The organism is Nostoc sp. NZL (assembly GCF_015714705.1).
In the GTDB taxonomy this organism is placed as follows: domain Bacteria; phylum Cyanobacteriota; class Cyanobacteriia; order Cyanobacteriales; family Nostocaceae; genus Nostoc; species Nostoc foliaceum_A.
This window is the reverse complement of the sequence record NZ_WBKL01000104.1, coordinates 1-19,248: the sequence shown is the minus strand read 5'-3', so window position 1 is coordinate 19,248 and position 19,248 is coordinate 1. Positions and strand designations below refer to the sequence as shown.

General features: G+C 42.1%; 18 protein-coding genes. 8 read left to right on the top strand and 10 right to left on the bottom strand.

Translation table 11 applies throughout. The features are described 5' to 3' along the window. Window positions 1-63 precede the first annotated feature (63 nt). The 4 genes from F8R90_RS14735 to groES form a co-directional block, all read right to left on the bottom strand. Entirely contained in the window at window positions 64-2,757 is a 2,694-nt protein-coding gene (locus tag F8R90_RS14735) for a MinD/ParA family ATP-binding protein (RefSeq protein WP_196511353.1), read from the bottom strand. A gap of 11 nt (window positions 2,758-2,768) precedes the next feature. Beyond that, complete coding sequence (locus F8R90_RS14730; protein WP_069071442.1) at window positions 2,769-3,209, bottom strand: hypothetical protein; 441 nt, start codon at window positions 3,207-3,209, stop codon at window positions 2,769-2,771. Between the two features lie 96 nt (window positions 3,210-3,305). Further along, window positions 3,306-4,940 (bottom strand): chaperonin GroEL, encoded by a 1,635-nt coding sequence (gene groL, locus F8R90_RS14725; protein WP_190892556.1) that lies wholly within the window; start codon window positions 4,938-4,940, stop codon window positions 3,306-3,308. Between the two features lie 87 nt (window positions 4,941-5,027). After that, complete coding sequence (groES, locus tag F8R90_RS14720) at window positions 5,028-5,339, bottom strand: co-chaperone GroES (RefSeq protein ID WP_069071443.1); 312 nt, start codon at window positions 5,337-5,339, stop codon at window positions 5,028-5,030. 265 nt (window positions 5,340-5,604) lie between these two features. Here groES and F8R90_RS14715 point away from each other — a divergent pair, with 265 nt between their 5' ends. Beyond that, the gene (locus F8R90_RS14715) at window positions 5,605-6,063 is read left to right on the top strand and encodes a (2Fe-2S) ferredoxin domain-containing protein (protein WP_331000656.1); all 459 of its coding nucleotides are present in this window, start codon (window positions 5,605-5,607) and stop codon (window positions 6,061-6,063) included. Between the two features lie 329 nt (window positions 6,064-6,392). Further along, window positions 6,393-7,070: a response regulator transcription factor gene (locus F8R90_RS14710; protein ID WP_012407592.1), complete on the top strand. Its 678-nt coding sequence runs from the start codon at window positions 6,393-6,395 to the stop codon at window positions 7,068-7,070. 76 nt (window positions 7,071-7,146) lie between these two features. Here the strand turns inward: F8R90_RS14710 and F8R90_RS14705 are convergent, their stop codons facing one another. From F8R90_RS14705 to F8R90_RS14695, 3 genes are all read right to left on the bottom strand, one after another. After that, window positions 7,147-7,455, bottom strand: coding sequence for an NIL domain-containing protein (locus F8R90_RS14705; RefSeq protein ID WP_190892551.1), 309 nt, complete (start codon window positions 7,453-7,455; stop codon window positions 7,147-7,149). Between the two features lie 759 nt (window positions 7,456-8,214). Further along, complete coding sequence (asnS, locus tag F8R90_RS14700; protein WP_196511352.1) at window positions 8,215-9,606, bottom strand: asparagine--tRNA ligase; 1,392 nt, start codon at window positions 9,604-9,606, stop codon at window positions 8,215-8,217. Between the two features lie 2 nt (window positions 9,607-9,608). Beyond that, a complete protein-coding gene (locus F8R90_RS14695; RefSeq protein ID WP_196511351.1) occupies window positions 9,609-9,971 on the bottom strand; it encodes a hypothetical protein in 363 nt (120 codons plus the stop codon). 44 nt (window positions 9,972-10,015) lie between these two features. Between F8R90_RS14695 and F8R90_RS14690 the strand changes: the two genes are divergently transcribed. Further along, window positions 10,016-10,294, top strand: coding sequence for a DUF6439 family protein (locus tag F8R90_RS14690; protein WP_094328229.1), 279 nt, complete (start codon window positions 10,016-10,018; stop codon window positions 10,292-10,294). A 57-nt stretch (window positions 10,295-10,351) separates the two neighbouring features. Here the strand turns inward: F8R90_RS14690 and F8R90_RS14685 are convergent, their stop codons facing one another. Both F8R90_RS14685 and rlmD read right to left on the bottom strand, forming a co-directional pair. Further along, window positions 10,352-10,801, bottom strand: coding sequence for an ATP-binding protein (locus tag F8R90_RS14685; protein ID WP_196511350.1), 450 nt, complete (start codon window positions 10,799-10,801; stop codon window positions 10,352-10,354). A 391-nt stretch (window positions 10,802-11,192) separates the two neighbouring features. Beyond that, the gene (gene rlmD / locus F8R90_RS14680; RefSeq protein WP_196511349.1) at window positions 11,193-12,599 is read right to left on the bottom strand and encodes a 23S rRNA (uracil(1939)-C(5))-methyltransferase RlmD; all 1,407 of its coding nucleotides are present in this window, start codon (window positions 12,597-12,599) and stop codon (window positions 11,193-11,195) included. A 155-nt stretch (window positions 12,600-12,754) separates the two neighbouring features. On the opposite strand from rlmD, the gene F8R90_RS14675 reads away from it, so the two are divergent. Continuing rightward, a complete protein-coding gene (locus F8R90_RS14675; protein WP_094348587.1) occupies window positions 12,755-13,240 on the top strand; it encodes an allophycocyanin subunit alpha-B in 486 nt (161 codons plus the stop codon). A gap of 561 nt (window positions 13,241-13,801) precedes the next feature. Here F8R90_RS14675 and F8R90_RS14670 read toward each other — a convergent pair. Beyond that, window positions 13,802-14,086 carry a hypothetical protein gene (locus F8R90_RS14670; RefSeq protein ID WP_196511348.1) on the bottom strand — a complete coding sequence of 95 codons (285 nt, stop codon included), beginning with the start codon at window positions 14,084-14,086 and terminating at the stop codon, window positions 13,802-13,804. A 223-nt stretch (window positions 14,087-14,309) separates the two neighbouring features. On the opposite strand from F8R90_RS14670, the gene F8R90_RS14665 reads away from it, so the two are divergent. The 4 genes from F8R90_RS14665 (at window position 14,310) to purF (ending at window position 19,151) form a co-directional block, all read left to right on the top strand. Next, complete coding sequence (locus F8R90_RS14665) at window positions 14,310-14,624, top strand: hypothetical protein (protein ID WP_196511347.1); 315 nt, start codon at window positions 14,310-14,312, stop codon at window positions 14,622-14,624. Next, window positions 14,611-15,003, top strand: coding sequence for a type II toxin-antitoxin system death-on-curing family toxin (locus tag F8R90_RS14660; RefSeq protein WP_196511346.1), 393 nt, complete (start codon window positions 14,611-14,613; stop codon window positions 15,001-15,003). The genes F8R90_RS14665 and F8R90_RS14660 overlap by 14 nt, the downstream gene beginning before the upstream one ends. Window positions 15,004-15,046: 43 nt before the next feature. Continuing rightward, window positions 15,047-17,461, top strand: a complete 2,415-nt coding sequence (purL, locus tag F8R90_RS14655) for a phosphoribosylformylglycinamidine synthase subunit PurL (RefSeq protein ID WP_196511345.1) — start codon at window positions 15,047-15,049, stop codon at window positions 17,459-17,461. Window positions 17,462-17,651: 190 nt separating this feature from the next. Further along, window positions 17,652-19,151, top strand: coding sequence for an amidophosphoribosyltransferase (gene purF / locus F8R90_RS14650; protein ID WP_196511344.1), 1,500 nt, complete (start codon window positions 17,652-17,654; stop codon window positions 19,149-19,151). Window positions 19,152-19,248: the final 97 nt, after the last annotated feature.

Sequence of the window (19,248 nt, the reverse complement as noted above, 5' to 3'; positions counted from 1 at the left end):
TTTTATGGAAAAGTAGAAGTGCGATTGCTGTAGTTCATAAAAGCGATACGATAAAATTTGTTTTTATACCGCGCCTCTACGATCCATTTCAAAACCATATACATAGATATCAGCAACCTTATAGCGTTTCTCTTTTTCGCGCCATTCAATAATGCCAATTTCACTTAAAAAAGAAGCAAATTCTTCAAAGTCTGCTATATCATGTGCTGACTCTTGCCATACTGTTTGTAACTGTTCTTTAGATAAGAAGGCTAATTTACCCTTAAGAGAATCAAAAAATTTAGTCAAATCAGGGTATTCCTCTTTAATTTCTTCACATCGCTTTTCTGATGCTTTTTTCAAACCAAATTCTAAGGATTTTCCTTGAAGTAGGCGGTCTGTACGAAATTTGCTTGATGATTGTCCCTTATAGCTTAGTTCTTGTTCTTTTGCTCCTTTCAGTAATATACTTAAACTCCGAGGAAAAGTAGTGCTACTTGAGTCTGTTAATCGTTCATAAACCCATCGAGACACATTTTTAGCTCTATTTCCACCTCGGCGACGACTTCCCCACAGTAATTCTAAGGCTTTATCAATTGCCTCTTCTGTAGCTTGATCAATACTTTCAAAAGCGACAGGAGAAATACGGTCAACCAAATTCTTGAAATCTTCAGATTGTATTGCTTGACGAAGTGCTAATCGTAAAAAATCAATCCTAGTCCACTGTAAGATAATATCCCGTCCAGTAAAATGACTTTTATTGTCAAAACTTAAACGATTCCATATATCTTCTCTTAAAAAAATTTTAAATCTAATTTCTGTTAATCTGTTAGCATCACAAGATTGTACTAATTGAAATAATCCAGTGAGTGCTTGCTGTCTAATTCCTCCTACTTCAGGAAAATCTTCATCTAAATCATCGTAAAGAAACCACAGTTTTTGAGAATTATTTTTGGCTTCTTCATTAAGCAGAATATCTATGGCATCTTTAACTATGAGGCGGAGTTCAGAGTTAGTAGATAATTCTAACAAAACTTGAGTAGATTCAGACTGCCATCTTTCTTTAGGTAAATTATTAATAATTTTCCTCAATTCACTATACTTTGCGCTTTTCTTTCCTTTAGGAAAGTTAAACAAATTTTCCTGATGACATCTAAGTAGTAAATAAGCTCTCCAAAAAGCTTCCCATGTACCTCTATTTTGTTGTAAAGTTTCATGGATGATTTGAAATTCATCACGAGTTGGACGACTTTCCTGAAATCTCCCATGTGCTGACAAAAATACAGTATTATCTAACCGTCCATGAGCTAGTTTTTGAGCAACACTTTTGTGTTTTAGAAAAAGCCAATAAAGTGCGGTTTTTCCTGTGCCTTTTCGCCCTCTAATTAGGCAGGTTGTATCGTCTAAAAATCTTTCAAAATCAGTAGTACGTTGAAATAGTAGATTCAAATCTTGTCTTGGATCAGCAGCATTTACTTCAGGAAATTGCAGACTTTCAATAATATCCCACCGATGATCTATTGTATTTAAAACATTGCTACGTTTGAGTTCATCAGTTTTTTCATCAATTAAGTTAGCAATTTTTGTGTAGTAATCTTGCATACCTTGTACAGGATAGCTGTCAGCCAAAGCGATTGGCAAAAGATAAGGGACTACTAAAAGTTTTTCTATTGGAGTTTGTGAATTATCTAAATCTGGCTCATCTTCATCTGTTTCATAGTTTTCATTTGTTACCGTATTTAATCTGTTCAGCAATGAGTACCAAATTTGTTTTACTTTTGATAAACCAATCTCAGTAACATCAGGAACAGGAGAAAAAACAAAATTAATGGATAATTTTTTTATCCATTGTAGTGATTGTATTAGCAGTTCTATTCCTTGTTTATTTTGCTCATTAGGAAAAAGAAATACAATTGCTTCGTCAGCTGCTTGAATTAATGATAAAGCTCCCCATTGATTGATTCCGGTTCTCGAATCAATTAAGATAATATCAGGTTTTAATTGTTCGTAAATTTCACGTTTGAAAATAGACCAAAGACTTTGATCTCCATCAATACTAGTAGTAGCATGAAGATCATCAACTTTGGAGACATAATCAAGATTAAGACAACCAGCAGGAACAACAAATAATCTTCCTGTGGCGTTAGAGATTTTCACTTCACCAAATATTTCAGCAATTGAAATACTTGGTTCTACGTCTTTTGGTAAGTAGGAACGCTCATAAAAATAGTCAACTATTCCATACTTTGGTTGTGGCTTGAGGTTGAATGCCGTACTCAAGCCAGGTGCTTCTAAATCTAAATCCACAGCTACGACTTTAAGACCACGCATTGCCAAAATCGAGGCAACATGGGTTAATGCAGTAGTTCGACCGACTCCTCCCTTAAAGGAATAAAAGGTTACAGTTCTGGGTAAACTGGGTTCAGCCTGGGGAAGTTGAGGTTGATTTTGCGGATTTGCTGCTTGAATTGCTAAATCTTGCCAAGTTCGCACTGAAGCTGTATTAAAAGCCTGCGGTGCTGAAAGATTTAGTGAATCTGCTTCTTGAGGTGTATATAAGGAAATAAACCCAGGAGATAAATGAGGAACTTGTGATTTAAGTAAATTAAAACTTTGTTCTTTCCGCTGAGGAATAGATAAATTAATAAAGCGATCGCTTACAATAGTCAAATTCAATAAACCTGATGTAGAAATATTTAAATCAACCCATTCTTGTGAATTATGCACATATTGGTTTGTAATTTCTTTCTTTAGCAAAACCTGCCAATTTTCTTGCATTTGACACCTCTTTAAAGTTGAGTAGCTTGCTTTTGTAACCACCCCTTGAGATTCTGATAAGCTTTTAACCAGCGCTTGTAACTTTCATCATCAGGCTCAAGGCCACAATAACGCATATCTATAAAATTTTGGCTATTTGGATTTTCCACTTCATTAAGCCATTTTCGCACTTCAGGAAAATTAGCAATTCTAGATTTAAGTCGATTGTGCCGATTTAACGCTTCTATGTAACTATGTCCCGGATTAGTAATAGTATGCCCAGGATTAGTAGAATCTGTCTTCCATTCCTGAGTTGCACCCTTTGCTAAGGTAGCAAAAATCATTGCTTTTAATAAACACTCAATGGTTACACCTCCAAAGTGCATAGCGGCTACTCTTCTTTCCGATTCTTTTCTACATAAAATTTCAGTATCAAGGTGACGTTGCATAAAAGCAGCTTGGTAATCTTCCATTTCGTTATTTTCTCGTTTGAAACACCTGAATCTTGACACAAAAAAACAGCCGCCTCCACAAGGGAAGCAGCTGTTTTATTATGGAACTACAGAGTATTAGTAATCGAAGTCGCCGCCACCAGCGCCAGCGCCAGCAGGAGCGCTATCCTTAGGCTCAGGCTTGTCAACTATAATACATTCGGTTGTCAACACCATACCAGCGATCGAAGCAGCGTTTTGCAGAGCAGAACGAGTCACCTTAGCAGGGTCAACAATACCAGCAGCTAACAAATCGACGAATTCGTTTGTCGCAGCGTTGTAGCCAACGTTGAAGTCTTTCTCTTTCACGCGTTCAGCGATCACAGCACCATTCTGACCGGCGTTTTCAGCAATCCGCTTCAGAGGTGCAGGTAAGGCGCGAACGACAATCAACGCACCAATCAACTCTTCATCCTTAAGATTGCTCTTTGCCCAAACTTCCAATTCAGGAGCAAGGTGAGCCAGAGTTGTACCACCGCCAGGAACAATACCTTCTTCCACAGCAGCTTTGGTAGCGTTGATAGCGTCTTCTAGGCGCAACTTCTTGTCTTTCATTTCGGTTTCGGTTGCTGCACCCACTTTCACTACAGCAACACCACCAGAGAGTTTAGCAAGACGCTCTTGTAATTTCTCTTTGTCGTAAGAAGATTCGGTTTCATCGATTTGACGACGAATCTGTTCTACACGAGCCTTAACAGCAGCTTCGTTACCTTCGGCAACAATTGTGGTGCTGTCCTTGGTGATGGTGATCCGGCGAGCTTTACCCAGGCTATCCAGCTTGGTGTTATCTAGCTTCAAACCAGCATCTTCGGTGATTAGTTGACCACCAGTTAAAACAGCAATGTCTTCTAGTAGTGCTTTGCGGCGATCGCCAAAGCCAGGAGCCTTAACAGCAGCCACGTTTAGCACACCGCGTAAACGGTTTACTACCAAGGTTGCCAAAGCTTCTTTTTCAATATCTTCGGCGATAATCACCAAAGGACGACCAGCACGAGCTACTTGCTCTAACACTGGTACGAGGTCTTGTACTAGGGCAATTTTCTTATCGGTCAGCAGTATGAAAGGCTCATCAAAAACCGCTTCCATCCGCTCAGGGTCGGTAGCGAAATAGGGAGAGATGTAGCCTTTGTCAAAGCGCATCCCTTCAGTGATTTCCAACTCGGTGAACATAGATTTCCCTTCTTCTAGGGAAATTACGCCTTCCTTGCCCACTTTATCCATTGCTTGGGCAATCATCTGACCGACTTCTTCGTCATTACCAGCCGAGATCGCACCAACTTGGGCAATGGCTTTGGAATCTTCCACCGGACGGGCGTGTTCTTTGATTTTGTCTACCAAAAAGGCAGTAGCTTTATCAATACCACGCTTCAGGGAAATTGCGTTAGCACCAGCTGCAACGTTGCGCAAGCCTTCTTTGACGATCGCATGAGCTAAAACGGTAGCAGTGGTGGTGCCATCGCCCGCAGCATCATTGGTCTTAGAAGCAGCTTGACGAATCAGAGCTACACCAGTGTTTTCAATATGGTCTTCTAATTCGATTTCTTTGGCGATCGTTACACCGTCATTAACAATTTGCGGTGCACCAAATTTCTTTTCTAGGACTACGTTACGACCTTTGGGGCCAAGGGTAACAGCTACAGCCTCAGCCAGGATGTCAATGCCTCGTTCTAAGGCGCGACGGGCGTTTTCGTTGTAGATAATGCGCTTTGCCATAGGTGTCTAAATTCCGGGATTAGGTCAATTTTTTCTTGAATTGGGCATTGGGTATCGGGAAAACTCTTCCCTATTCCTCATTGCCCACTAAATAACGACTGCTAAAATATCTTTTTCAGAAAGCAGTACATATTCTTCGGTGCCGAGCTTAATGTCAGTGCCAGCGTACTTAGAGTACAGCACCTTATCGCCGACTTTAATTTCCAATTCTTGACGGCTACCGTCATCGTTACGCTTACCAGGACCAAGGGCAACTACTTCCCCTACCTGTGGCTTTTCCTTGGCGGTATCGGGCAAATACAGACCACCTGCGGTCTTTTCCTCAGAGGCGTTCACTTTTACGAAAACGCGATCGCTCAAAGGTTTAACTGTAGAAACGCTTAAAGATAAAGCTGCCATATTATTTCTTTCCCTTAGAGTTTAGCACTCTCGACTCCTGAGTGCTAATCTACCGAAAAGTAGCGTCCGATGGCAAGAATTCTTTGAGTACGGGTTCCCGAACTAGAGGCTCATAGATGTACTTAAGTATAAATGCTTAATTATTTCTATCTTTCAGGGTCTGTTCCGTAAGTTCCGAATATTTTTTTATGGTCAACTTTATTTGCAAAGCTTGGAAATTGTTATAGAACTGTAATCAGGGAGCCGCTCGATAAGTAACAATACAGTGATCCAGTCCAGCCATCAAATCCCCAAAGCCACTAAATCTCTAGAACATAAAGCCCTGAGTAATTGCGTAGAAATTTTAGGACTTGCAAAAATTCAGCGATACATTTTTATTTGCGCTGACCAGACAATTGCTAACTGCTGCTCAAAACGAGCTAGTCTGGAATCCTGGGAATACTTAAAAAAGCAGCTTAAAGAGTTAAAACTTGATGAGCCGCAACAGAGTCATCCCATTTGCGTCTATAGAACTAAAGCCAAGTGCTTGCGCGTTTGTTGTTCTAGACCCATAATGGTGGTTTACCCTGATGGTGTCTGGTATCGCCAAGCAAGCCCGGAAGTTATTGAGCGGATCATCCAAGAACACTTAATAGGCAATAAGGTGGTAGAAGAATATGCATTTTTAACCCATCCTTTGCCAGAAACTTCCCTAGTTTCTTGTGAACACCTCATAGAGGCTTAACAACCGAAGGATATGGTACAGCAGTAAGCTTTAAGAAAGTGCGGGTTGGTTTTGAGGTAGGGTCATCTTTAAGCCAATACTTACTTGTGAGTCAGAAGGATTATTATTTAATCAGTGTTTTTTCGCCCGCCACTTTCAATGCGATATATAATAGCGCATTATAGATACTACTGCTATACGTATCCTTGCTGGACTTTTGCTATCGAGCTACCAGTCTCTTGAAAGTGCTCGGCATTTTTGAGACTTCGAGACAGCAAAGGCAAGTTAAGTAGGAAAAAGGACAACATCTCCAAATAACCCACCATAGAGGATAAATATTCAAGACTTTGATGGACCGAAGCGCGACAAGTGCCACTGCTATGAAAGAGCCCAGCATGAAAGATCACAAACGACTTCTATTGATTGATGATGACCCTAACCTCATCTTGCTGGTGAAGGATTACTTAGAATTCCGGGGATACGAAGTCATCACCGCCGAAAATGGACGTGAAGCTCTGGAAATTTTAGAGCAAGATGTTCCAGACATGATTATCTGCGACGTGATGATGCCGGAAATGGACGGATATACTTTTGTGGAACAAGTCCGGCAAAACGAACGCACCAGTTGGATTCCGGTTCTTTTCCTTTCAGCTAAGGGACAAAGTGCAGACCGAGTTAAGGGTCTGAATAAAGGTGCTGATGTTTATATGGTCAAACCCTTTGAACCAGAAGAACTCGTAGCGCAAGTTGAATCCTCGCTGAAACAAACTATCCGTTGGAAAGAACACCAAGCAAAAGGAGGCGAAAACGGTTCCCGTATCCAAGTTCCCTTCGATGTGCAATTAACCCCAACTGAACTGAAGGTAGTCCAGTTTGTCGCTAGGGGTTTAGCTAACCGGGAAATTGCTGAAGAACTAAATGTTAGTCAGCGCACAGTTGAAAGCCATGTGTCCAATATGTTGGGCAAAACCAATCTCCACAACCGCACTGAACTAGCGCGGTGGGCGATTGAAAATCAAATGGCTTAAACAAAGTTAATAGTTAACAGTTAGGAGTTATGAATTATGAATTTTTTAACTCCTAACTTCTAACTCCTAACTAAATCTACCAACCATCTTCTTCAGGGCTGGATTGGTGCAAAACTTCTAAATCCAGTTCATCTAGGTAAGTTAGGGCGCTTTCAATCTGGGAAACAGTACCTCGCAGTTCCAGATCGAAGCAGCTATATTGTGGCACGTTTGCGCTTACCTGAGCATCAGCAATAATGACTATGACCCCATAGTGAGAAACCAGTCGTGAAATGACTGGTTCCTCATGCAAGTCTTTAGGAATGCGAACTTGGATGCGAGTTTGGGTGCGTCTATTATCTAAAATATCAGTATTAGATTTTACTTGTTTATTTGGAATTGCCATTCTAGCTTCCTACTCGACTTCTGGGATGGAGGTTTTACTTTGCACAATTCTTTTAACACTAGCGTCACTTATCCCACGTAGGCAAGCAAGAAAGTATTTACCTTTGCAAACCATTAATCTAGATGTAGTAAATGTGAAGAATTGCTCATAATTCGGTAGTTATGAGGTTAATTGTTATTCTATAAGGGCTTTCGAGCACATTGAATATAGCGAATCTGTAGGGTTACAACAATTGTTGTAACCCTAATTTATTATGTATGAAATTTAATACTGAAGTGAGAACTGCTATATATGTTACTATGTAAAAATTTTAGGGAACTCTATTAATAGAACCTTATAGATTTATCGCTCTTTTTAGATATCGATAAAAATCGATTTTTTAGGATATTTACTTCTGTGTAATTACCTATTTTATAAATCCCAATTGTCCAAAACCTGTATCAGTCATTTATCAACAAATTTTAGAAGAAGGCGAAGCGAAAGGACAAGCTAAAGGCAAAGCAGAAACAACAAGAAAGTTGGCTTTAAATTTGTTGCGAATTGGAATAAGTTTAGAGCAAATTGCTCAAGTTACGGAATTATCTGTTGAGCAAATTGAAGTTTTACAAGAGGAGATTCAAAAATCTTAATTTTAATTAATCGTTTTAGAAAATATGTGACCATACAAACAAAACCCGCATTCGCGGGTTTCAATGTTTTTATTAATCCGCGCAGACGGAATAGGTTTGTGTAGAGGCGATAAGAGGTCTAAAATTTAAACTAAAATTCAGCACTTTGTGGTGTACGCGGAAAAGGAATCACATCACGAATATTTCCCATACCCGTCATAAATTGCACGAGTCGTTCAAAACCTAGCCCGAAACCTGCATGTGGAACAGTACCATAACGACGCAAATCAAGATACCACCACAAATCTTCTGGCTTTAACCCCTGCGCTAACACACGGCGTTCTAATACTTCTAGGCGTTCTTCACGCTGAGAACCGCCGACAATTTCGCCAATTTTAGGTGCGAGAATATCCATTGCACGGACAGTTTTTTCGTCGTCATTCAAGCGCATATAAAATGCTTTGATTTGCGCTGGATAATCTGTAACGATCGCAGGCTTTTTAAATAATTGTTCAGCTAGGTAGCGTTCGTGTTCTGATTGTAAATCTAAACCCCAACTTACAGGATATTCAAATTTCACATCAGCTTTTTCTAAGAGTTTGATGGCTTCTGTGTAAGTTAAGCGTTCAAACTGATTATTAATAATATTTTCGGCTGTTGCCAACACAGATTTATCAATGCGTTCATTGAAAAATTCCATATCTTCTGGGCAAGTTTCTAACACATATTGAAAAATGTGTTTGAGAAACGCCTCAGCTAGATCCATATCGCCTTCTAAGTCACAAAAAGCCATTTCTGGCTCAACCATCCAAAATTCTGCTAAGTGGCGGGAGGTGTTGGAATTTTCTGCACGGAAGGTAGGGCCAAAGGTGTAGACGTTGCTAAACGCCATCGCCATTACTTCTGCTTCCAACTGGCCGCTAACTGTTAAATATGTGGGTTTAGCAAAAAAGTCTTGGCTGTAATCTACTGCTTGGTTTTCTGTGCGGGGAATATTCTTTAAATCTAGACTGGTAACGCTAAACAATTCACCCGCGCCTTCGCAATCGCTAGCAGTGATGATGGGTGTGTGTACCCACAAAAAGCCTCTTTGTTGAAAAAATTGGTGAATTGCTGTCGAACAAGCATTTCTGACGCGGAAAACTGCACCAAAGGAATTAGTGCGCGATCGCAAATGTCCAATGGTTCGCAGAAACTCAAAGGAATGGCGTTTCTTTTGCAGGGGATATGTATCGGGATCAGCTTCTCCATAAACTTTCACGGACTCGGCTTTCAACTCAATTCGTTGTCCTTTACCAAGAGAAGCCACTAGTACCCCTGTAACTTCGACAGCAGCACCTGTATTCAGTTTTTTCAATATAGCTTCGTAATCTGGCAAATCTTGATTAATGACGACTTGCAAATTAGCTAGTGATGAGCCGTCATTGACTTCAATAAAAGCAAACCCCTTGGACTCGCGCTTTGTCCGTACCCAGCCTTGAACTTGGAGGGACTCGTCAGGTTGACCACTTCGCAATATTTCTGCAATCCGTCGATTTACCATATTTATCCAGCACAAGACTTTAATATCCAGCCTATGATAACGCCCATTCCACCAAAGCGGACGACTTGCCAGAAAGGTTTTTTGAGGCTACGCCAAGAAAATAACTGGCTTTCTAAGTTCACTTCTAGCATTTCCAACTGCTGTTGAATTTGCCGTAACTCTGCTTTGATTTCTGGTGTCTGAAATTTATTGTGCTTTAGTTGATCGCGGCGCTGTTGCCATTGTGCCTGTTGTTGGCGATCGCGTTGCACTTGATCGTAACGTTCTTTTAAGGATAGGAGCGATCGCTCTACTTCCTCTAATTCTTGTTCAAAATCTGGTTCTTGATTTTCTGCTGACGGCTGTGATTGTTTAGGCGGCTTCATTTACAAGTAGTACAGTAGAAGTAAATGCAAATGTGCCAATAGTTATGTCCCAATCTACCCAGCTGCCGAAAACCAGTCAACTGAATGAACTTAGTACTCTGGAACTAGCTCAAGCCCTCATGGAAAGACTGAGCATTTCCCCTAACGATTGGCATCGCCTCAAGTCTAACCGCAATTCCCGCGCTAATGAACAAGTGGCGGCAGCTATTGTGTATCTTTTAAAGAATCAGCCACAAGAAGCTCAAGCTAGATTAGAACAGGCAATTGGTTGGTTAGATCGCTCCATTTCTGCCCCTCCCTGTCCAACTCACGGAAAAAGTTAAAAGTTAGGAGTGAGGAGTTAAAAGTTTTAAATTATTAACTCCTAACTCCTTATTAAGTTACAGTCGCAGAGATAAACGGGGACGATTTTCCATTTGTTTACAAAGCCTCAATTCTGTGCCTTTGCGGTTCCACTCTACCTGATCAAAAATTTGGTGGAGAAGACATAAACCACGACCACTTTCTGATTCATCTGGTGGTAAATAGTCTGTTGGTTCTTCATCACTAGTAGATGAAGGAGTAAAGCCGCTACCCTGGTCTGATATTATCCACCAATATTGATTATCTATTAAGGAAAAACGAACTACAACTGTTTTACTTGGATCAAGATTATTGCCATGTTTAGCTGCGTTTACTAAGGCTTCTTGAAGTCCTAGCCGCAGTTCGGATTGTAATTTTGCTGGAATTTCTGCCAACAATAAATCTAGTATTGGACAAAGGTAGAGGGTTGAGGCAAAACTAATAGTGCCCCAATAACGTCCAACTGGACGGAGTGAAATAGTAATCACAAGAGAAACCCCATAGCTTTCAGTTAGCTAGACATCAGTTTGCTATTACAGGCACCCTGATAAAACTTGAGGTGGTCATGCTGCCTTCAAACTTGCGTCTTTAAAACTAAATTTTGAAAATGCTAGGGAGCATTAGTTCTACAGTATGAATTGGGATTGCTTAGATAATACTACGGCTAGAATAGTTTTGATAATGGATTCAGCAACTTATAAAGATGCTAGTAATTTGACAGAGTATTGGCATACTCTAGTTAATTGCCGATTAGTCATTTACACAATCCAATTCATATCTCTAAGAACCTATGCAACTTGAATTTATTTAAACAAAATGAATTTTTATTTTCAGCTTAATTCAATTTTAGCATCTTTAGTATGCACTAGACTAAAAATTTCAAATTTCAGTTTTTGTAAAGGAATTACTATCCTTGTGCAAATGTGATAGCACAAGAAAGGCGGCAGCTTCAACATGAGCCGTTTGAGGAAAAAAATCAGCAGGTTGCACTCGTGTGATAGTATATTGCCCATCTTGACAAAGTAATTTCAGGTCACGAGCAAGGGTGGCTACTTTACAGCTGACGTAAACAATCCGAGATGGTTTCAATTGCCGTAAAGTGTCTATGACAGCGCGATCGCACCCCTTACGTGGCGGATCGAGTATTACTACTTCTGGTATTGTGCCCATTTTTGGAAGCAATTTCTCTACTGCCCCAACTTGGAATGTCACATTCTCAATTCCGTTGCGGTGGGCATTCAAAATAGCTTGTTCCACTGCTGCTGGTTGCACCTCTAATCCTGTAGCTTGACGGACTTTTTTGGCGAGGGGTAAAGTTAAAGTCCCAATACCACAGTAGGCATCAACTAGCAACTCATGCCCTTGAAGATTGAGTTCTGATTGAATGACCTGCAATAGTGCTTCTGCGGTTTCTGTATACACTTGGAAAAATGTATCTGGGCGCACTTGAAATTCCAGTCCAGCAAAATATTCACGCAGGTGAGGGACTCCAGCGATGCAACGGGTTTCTAATCCAAAGATAGCATTTGTGCGATCGCTATTGCGGTTGAGCGACACTCCCACTAACTGCGGATAACGCTTTAACCATTCCTGGGCTTGGGTTTCGATTCCTGATAAATTCCAGTCTTTCACTACCAAAGTCAGCAACATTTCTCCAGTGTGTCGGCCAATGCGTAAACCAAGATGGCGAATTTGTCCTTGATGACGCTGTTCGTCATAGATTCGCCAACCCCGTTGTTGGATATCCTGCTTAACTTCGGCAAGTAAGGGATTCAATCGTGAGTCTTGGACTGGACATTGATTTAAGTTAATTAATTGGTGACTACCTTTCTGGTAGTAACCAGCTTGTACTTGTCCCGTTGCCGATATGCCCAGAGGATATGTAGATTTATTACGGTAGCCCAAAGCAGAAGGGGCGGCGATTACCGGATCTACCGGTGGTTGGACAAAACCGCCAATGCGCTCCATTGCTTGGATAACTTGATTTTGCTTGGCTACTAGCTGGTAGTCATAATTAATATGCTGCCACTGGCAACCACCGCACTTATCCGCCACAATACAACTAGGTCGGATACGGTGGGGGGATGGCTCTAATAGCTGCTGGAGCTTCCCGTGGGCGTATTTAGGTTTAACATGTACCAAGCGGACAATGGCGCGATCGCCTGGGACAGTATCTGGGACAAACACTACACGCTCATCAGCGCGTCCCACACCATCGCCTGTATCACTCAAGTTAGCGATCGTTACTTCAATTAATTCACCCTGCTGCCAAATTATTTTAGTCATTAGTTATTAATCAAGAGTCAAAAGTCAAGAGTCAAGAGTCAAAAGTTATTAATTCTCCCTATGCTCCCTGCTCCCTCATATCCATCATCTCTCTTCACTTGTGTACCTCCGACTCGCTAAACTAACAGATAATATTTCAGGTGATTTCAATAATCATGACTGTAATTAGCCAAGTTATTCTCAAAGCCGACGACGAACTGCGTTATCCCAGCAGTGGCGAACTTAAAAATATCAAAGACTTTTTGCAAACCGGCGTACAAAGGACGAGGATTGCGGCTACCTTAGCCGAAAACGAAAAAAAGATAGTTCAGGAAGCAACCAAACAACTTTGGCAGAAGCGTCCTGACTTTATCTCCCCTGGAGGTAATGCTTACGGAGAACGCCAGCGCTCTCTATGTATCCGTGATTTTGGCTGGTACTTACGTCTGATTACTTATGGTGTGCTTGCCGGTGACAAAGAACCAATTGAAAAAATTGGTTTGATTGGTGTGCGGGAAATGTACAACTCATTGGGCGTTCCTGTGCCTGGAATGGTAGAAGCGATCAATTCCCTCAAAACAGCTTCCCTTAGCTTACTGAGTGCGGAAGACGCTGCCGAAGCAGCACCCTACTTTGATTACATCATTCAAGCGATGTCTTAATCAAAGTATGTGCTGGTTCTAGGAGTATACTTCCGGTCTACTAGAGTGAGTGCAAGATATTAGCGCTCGATAGGCATAAGATACCCAATTTGATCATACCCTCCCCACATTTGGTAGTGGCTGTGGCAAAATCTTTGTCAAGTTACCAACCAGTTGTGGGGAAATTTTATTGGCTATAGTTATGGGGCATTTCTCAAAGGATGAAGGACATATAGACATAAAAAACCGACAGTCCTTGATTAAGGCTGTCGGCAATTAAGTGTGTTCCCTATTAATGACTCGGCTAGAGTTCAGTTGTCATTAATTATGCCTAGTTAGCGATCGCAGGGAGACGATCCTAATCATAGATATGTGTGATTCTCGTCACTTGATTGTTACATCTAAACTGCATATACCCGAATAATCTCTGAGTTTAAGTATATATCCGCAAAATACAAAGTTGAAAATCGCACTAGCTTTACTTAAGTAAGTTATCTTTAAATATCGCGCTTAAATAATTTATCCAAAAGTATAAGTGCGTAGCTTGCCGCCGTAGGCATTACGCTTTGCAACATAAATTAATTAGGATCCCAAAATACTTTTAATGCCATTCACCAACATAGCTACTAATTGAACTGATGCGGTGGCTGCATAAATTGTATTCAACATTGTTCCTACTGCTGCTGATATTGTCTCCATACTAGCTCCTGCTATAAGCATTGTTATTACTGTACTTGAAATAGAAATAATTCCAGTAGCAGCTATACCCGAACCAGCTAAAATTGCGCCAACTATAGCAATAACAATAGTCCATTCCAATGGATTAGGACTGTGACAAGCCTGAATAAAGATTATAGGAAAATTCATTTTACTACTTCAATATTGTTGCATTTAGTTAATCTTAATTCTACAAACAAGCCTTTTTTGTAATAATAGTAAAATTACCCAAATTATACCCCTTCAGCTTAATTGGCTAGAAATTTCAGTGTTTTTGCAGTTGCCTTGATTGAGTAAATCACAATAGCGCGATAAGCTAGAGTTAGAGGCAAAACTGATTCACAACTGGCAACGAACCTAGCTTGGGGTAACGATGGCAATAGAACAAAAGCACAGCATTTATTTATCAGAAGCCGAAAGCCGCTTGCGTCAACTTTCTATTGAAAAGTTGCGATTAGCAGTTGCGTTTCTGGCTTATTTGCAAGAAACAGAAGAAAAGCAAGTTACTGAAAAAGTATTATTAAATATTCCTGATTTCGCCCAATCTTTCCGCGAGATTGACCAAAAAGAAGACAAATTAGAAAATACTTCCTCAAATCAGATTGCCTCAGATGAAGAAGTATGGCAGGCTTACTTAGCTTCTAAACAGAAATGGCAGGAGGTTTACCGTCGACTTGCAGACTCCTAGATTTCTTTCTATTTCTCAAGTCCTAGACATTCACCAAGATGAGATAAACAGCTTTGGTGGAACATCTGGTGTCAGAGACGAAGGTTTGCTAGATTCAGCACTGGCACAACCTCAAGCTACTTTTGGCGGCGAACTTCTCTATCCTACAATTCACGAGCAAGCAGCAGCGTACCTGTACCATTTAGCGATGAACCATCCGTTTATTGATGGCAACAAACGCACTGCATTTGCGGTTATGGATACCTTCATAACCTTAAACGGCTACAGTTTGAACTTATCCCAAGAGCAAGCTTATAACTTGGTGATTCGAGTAGTTCAGAAAGAAATATCCAAAGAAGAATTATCTGCATTTTTAGAACTGCATCTACAAGGCAAGTAAATCGATAGAATAATGCTCTGTCCCCCCAGAGTGCATTACTTCCATGACTGCAAGCTCAAAACCAGCCTTTTCCGCCCAAGAAATCGCCGCAGAAGGTATAAAGCCAGAAGAATACACAGAAATTGTCCGTCGGTTAGGGCGTCATCCCAACAAAGCTGAACTGGGAATGTTTGGGGTAATGTGGTCAGAGCATTGCTGTTACAAAAATTCCCGACCTCTACTCAAACAATTTCCCACTGAGGGGCCCCGCATCCTCGTGGGTCCTGGTGAAAATGCTGGTGTTGTAGACTTGGGCGACGGACTGCAACTAGCTTTTAAGATTGAATCCCACAACCACCCCTCAGCGGTTGAACCCTTTCAGGGAGCCGCAACGGGAGTAGGAGGCATTCTCAGAGATATCTTTACAATGGGTGCGCGTCCCATTGCCCTATTAAACTCACTGCGCTTTGGTTCCCTAGAAGATGCCAAAACCCAACGGCTGTTTAGCGGTGTAGTAGCAGGAATTGCCCATTATGGTAATTGTGTGGGAGTACCCACCGTTGGCGGTGAAGTCTACTTTGACTCTGCTTACTCTGGTAATCCTCTGGTGAACGTTATGGCACTAGGTTTGATGGAAACACCAGAAATCGTCAAATCTGGAGCATCTGGCTTAGGCAACCCCGTGCTGTATGTTGGTTCCACTACTGGGCGCGACGGCATGGGAGGCGCTAGTTTTGCCAGCGCAGAATTGAGTGATCAGTCAATAGACGATCGCCCTGCTGTGCAAGTGGGCGACCCCTTTTTGGAAAAGTCGTTAATTGAAGCTTGTTTAGAGGCCTTTAAGACAGGTGCAGTTGTTGCAGCCCAAGATATGGGAGCAGCGGGGATCACCTGTTCTACCTCAGAGATGGCGGCAAAAGGCGGTGTGGGAATTGAACTAGATTTAGATAAGATTCCCGCAAGAGAAACGGGGATGGTTCCTTATGAATATCTGCTTTCGGAATCTCAAGAACGAATGCTGTTCGTTGCCCACAAGGGGCGTGAGCAGGAATTAATCGACATTTTCCATCGTTGGGGACTTCAAGCCGTTGTTGCCGGTACTGTCATCGCTGAACCCATCGTGCGGATTCTCTTTCAAGGTGCAGTAGCAGCAGAAATTCCCGCTGAGGCTTTGGCTGAGAATACCCCACTATATGAACGGGAATTGTTAGCAGAACCGCCAGAATATGCCCGTCAAGCTTGGGAATGGACTCCTGATTCCTTACCTGCTTGCACAACTGCTGGAATAGAACTCCAAGGAGGCGTGGAAAGTTGGAATGATATTTTGCTAACTTTGCTCGATACACCCACGATCGCATCTAAAAACTGGGTATATCGTCAATATGACCATCAAGTACAGAACAATACTGTGATACTGCCAGGTGGTGCAGATGCAGCTGTGGTGCGCTTGCGCCCGCTTGAAGAAATCCCCAATCGTTCGACTGAGCGTAGCCGTTCGCGTAGCGTTCCGCAGGAAAGTCTAAAATCCCAAATCCAAAATTCAAAATTAGGGGTGGCGGCAACGGTAGATTGCAATCCTCGTTATGTTTATCTTGACCCCTACGAAGGAGCTAAGGCAGTGGTAGCAGAAGCTGCACGCAATCTTAGCTGTGTGGGTGCAGAACCTCTGGCGGTGACAGATAACCTGAATTTTGGCTCTCCAGAAAAACCGATTGGTTACTGGCAATTGGCAGAAGCTTGTCGCGGTTTGGCAGAAGGTTGTCGAGAATTGGCAACTCCCGTCACAGGGGGTAATGTCTCTTTGTACAATGAAACTCTTGATTCTCAAGGCATCCCACAACCAATTTATCCCACCCCAGTAGTGGGTATGGTAGGCTTGATTCCCGATATCACCAAAATTTGTGGTCAAGGTTGGCAAGCATCCGGCGATGTGATTTATCTTCTCGGATTGCCTCTGGCATCCAAAATCAGTTTGGGAGCATCGGAATATTTAGCCACTATCCACAATACTGTTGCCGGAAAACCGCCACGGATAGATTTTGACTTAGAACGCCGCGTCCAGAAAGTTTGCCGTGAAGGAATTCGTAATGGTTGGGTACGCTCAGCCCATGATTCTGCTGAGGGGGGAGTGGCGATCGCAATAGCAGAATGTTGTATTGCTGGCAACCTTGGTGCTGAAATCAATTTAGAAATCCCACCAACCCAGTCAATATCTCGCTTTGATGAGTTGTTGTTTGCCGAAGGTGGTACCAGGATTTTAGTTTCTGTAGCATCAGCACAACAAGAAATTTGGGAATCATACTTACAGGAACATCTGGGTCAAGAATGGCAAAGAGTGGGTACGGTTTGTGATTATGAGATCGGTTTGGGGGTTTTCACTACTGATAACCAAGCCTTAATCAAAGTTAGGATCGAAGATATGAACGATCGCTATTCCCACGCGATCGCTAGGCGTCTCGCCATCCACACCAGTACCTAAGCCCTGAGTGATGAGTCCTGGGTATTTAGCCTTCACTCAGAACTCAGCACTAATCACTCAGAACTATTAACGTCCCTGATCATAATTAGGGTACTGTTTTAATAGATGGTTAAAGATTTATTAAGAAAGCTGCAACTATCTATAGACATAATCCCAGTGACTTGACCCCCCCACCAGGAGCAAAGCTAGCATGATTTCGATTCATTCTGTCACTTCGGATGAATACCCCGACCAAACCAACAACCCAATCAATAGTCATGAAAATCAGCCTGACAAGCCAGAAGAAGCTTGTGGTGTTTTTGGCATCTACGCACCAGGAGAAAACGTTGCTAAACTGACCTACTTTGGATTGTATGCCCTCCAGCATCGGGGTCAAGAATCAGCTGGTATTGCCACCTTTGAGGGTACACAAGTACACCTCCATAAAGATATGGGCTTGGTGTCTCAAGTCTTTAATGAATCCATCTTGGATCATTTGCCTGGTAGCCTTGCTGTTGGTCATACTCGTTATTCCACCACAGGTTCTAGCCGCAAAGTTAATGCCCAACCCGCAGTGCTGGAAACCCGTCTAGGTTCATTAGCTCTTGCACATAATGGCAATTTAGTCAATACAGCGCAGTTACGTCAAGAGTTGCTTGAGAAAAAATGCAACTTAGTCACGACAACAGACTCAGAAATGATCGCTTTTGCGATCGCAGAAGCAATCAATGCTGGCGCAGATTGGCTAGAGGGTTCAATTCAGGCATTTCATCGTTGCCAAGGAGCCTTTAGTTTAGTTATTGGCACTCCTAACGGCGTTATGGGTGTCCGGGACACCAATGGCATTCGCCCCCTAGTCATTGGCACTTTGGCTGGTAATCCAGTTCGTTACGTTTTGGCTTCGGAGACTTGTGGTTTAGACATTATTGGAGCCGAATACCTGCGAGATGTAGAACCAGGCGAATTAGTTTGGATTACTGAAGAAGGTTTGGCTTCCTATCATTGGAGTCAACAGCCCCAGCGGAAATTGTGTATCTTTGAGATGATTTACTTTGCTCGCCCTGATAGCGTCATGCATAACGAGAGTTTGTACAGCTATCGGATGCGCTTAGGACATCAACTAGCTAAAGAATCCTCTGTAGATGCCGATATTGTCTTTGGTGTTCCTGATTCAGGTATCCCTGCTGCGATCGGATTTTCCCAAGCTTCTGGTGTAGCTTATGGCGAAGGACTAATTAAAAATCGCTATGTTGGACGAACCTTTATTCAGCCAACACAAACCATGCGCGAATCAGGTATTCGCATGAAGCTCAACCCGCTCAAAGATGTGCTGGCGGGTAAACGAGTGATCATTGTAGATGACTCGATTGTTCGGGGTACTACCAGCCGTAAATTGGTCAAAACCTTGCGTGAAGCTGGTGCAGTGGAAGTACACATGCGAATCTCCTCTCCGCCAGTAACTCATCCCTGCTTTTATGGTATCGACACTGATTCTCAAGATCAACTGATTGCTGCTACCAAGTCAGTAGCGGAAATTGCCAAGCAACTGGAAGTAGACAGCCTCGCCTATCTCAGTTGGGAGGGAATGCTAGAAGCGACACGAGAAGACACTAATAGTTTTTGTTCTGCCTGCTTTACTGGAGATTATCCCGTAGCGATTCCTGAGCAAGTGAAGCGTTCTAAGTTGAGTTTAGAAAAAGTAGTGGTGTAGAAGATTGGGGTAGAGACGCGATTAATCGCGTCTCTAGGGATATGAGGGAGCAAGGAAAGAACCAAGGGAGCAGATTTATTTTCCCCCTCTGCCCCCC

Bases quoted from the DNA above. Each gene is read 5' to 3' on its own strand.
- rlmD (WP_196511349.1), bottom strand. From the start codon at position 12,599: ATGACTAAAATAATTTGGCAGCAGGGTGAATTAATTGAAGTAACGATC.
- F8R90_RS14665 (WP_196511347.1), top strand. From the start codon at position 14,310: ATGGCAATAGAACAAAAGCACAGCATTTATTTATCAGAAGCCGAAAGC.
- groES (WP_069071443.1), bottom strand. From the start codon at position 5,339: ATGGCAGCTTTATCTTTAAGCGTTTCTACAGTTAAACCTTTGAGCGAT.
- purL (WP_196511345.1), top strand. From the start codon at position 15,047: ATGACTGCAAGCTCAAAACCAGCCTTTTCCGCCCAAGAAATCGCCGCA.
- F8R90_RS14730 (WP_069071442.1), bottom strand. From the start codon at position 3,209: ATGGAAGATTACCAAGCTGCTTTTATGCAACGTCACCTTGATACTGAA.
- F8R90_RS14675 (WP_094348587.1), top strand. From the start codon at position 12,755: ATGACTGTAATTAGCCAAGTTATTCTCAAAGCCGACGACGAACTGCGT.
- F8R90_RS14690 (WP_094328229.1), top strand. From the start codon at position 10,016: ATGTCCCAATCTACCCAGCTGCCGAAAACCAGTCAACTGAATGAACTT.
- F8R90_RS14670 (WP_196511348.1), bottom strand. From the start codon at position 14,086: ATGAATTTTCCTATAATCTTTATTCAGGCTTGTCACAGTCCTAATCCA.
- F8R90_RS14735 (WP_196511353.1), bottom strand. From the start codon at position 2,757: ATGCAAGAAAATTGGCAGGTTTTGCTAAAGAAAGAAATTACAAACCAA.
- F8R90_RS14710 (WP_012407592.1), top strand. From the start codon at position 6,393: ATGGACCGAAGCGCGACAAGTGCCACTGCTATGAAAGAGCCCAGCATG.
- F8R90_RS14695 (WP_196511351.1), bottom strand. From the start codon at position 9,971: ATGAAGCCGCCTAAACAATCACAGCCGTCAGCAGAAAATCAAGAACCA.
- F8R90_RS14705 (WP_190892551.1), bottom strand. From the start codon at position 7,455: ATGGCAATTCCAAATAAACAAGTAAAATCTAATACTGATATTTTAGAT.
- asnS (WP_196511352.1), bottom strand. From the start codon at position 9,606: ATGGTAAATCGACGGATTGCAGAAATATTGCGAAGTGGTCAACCTGAC.
- groL (WP_190892556.1), bottom strand. From the start codon at position 4,940: ATGGCAAAGCGCATTATCTACAACGAAAACGCCCGTCGCGCCTTAGAA.
- purF (WP_196511344.1), top strand. From the start codon at position 17,652: ATGATTTCGATTCATTCTGTCACTTCGGATGAATACCCCGACCAAACC.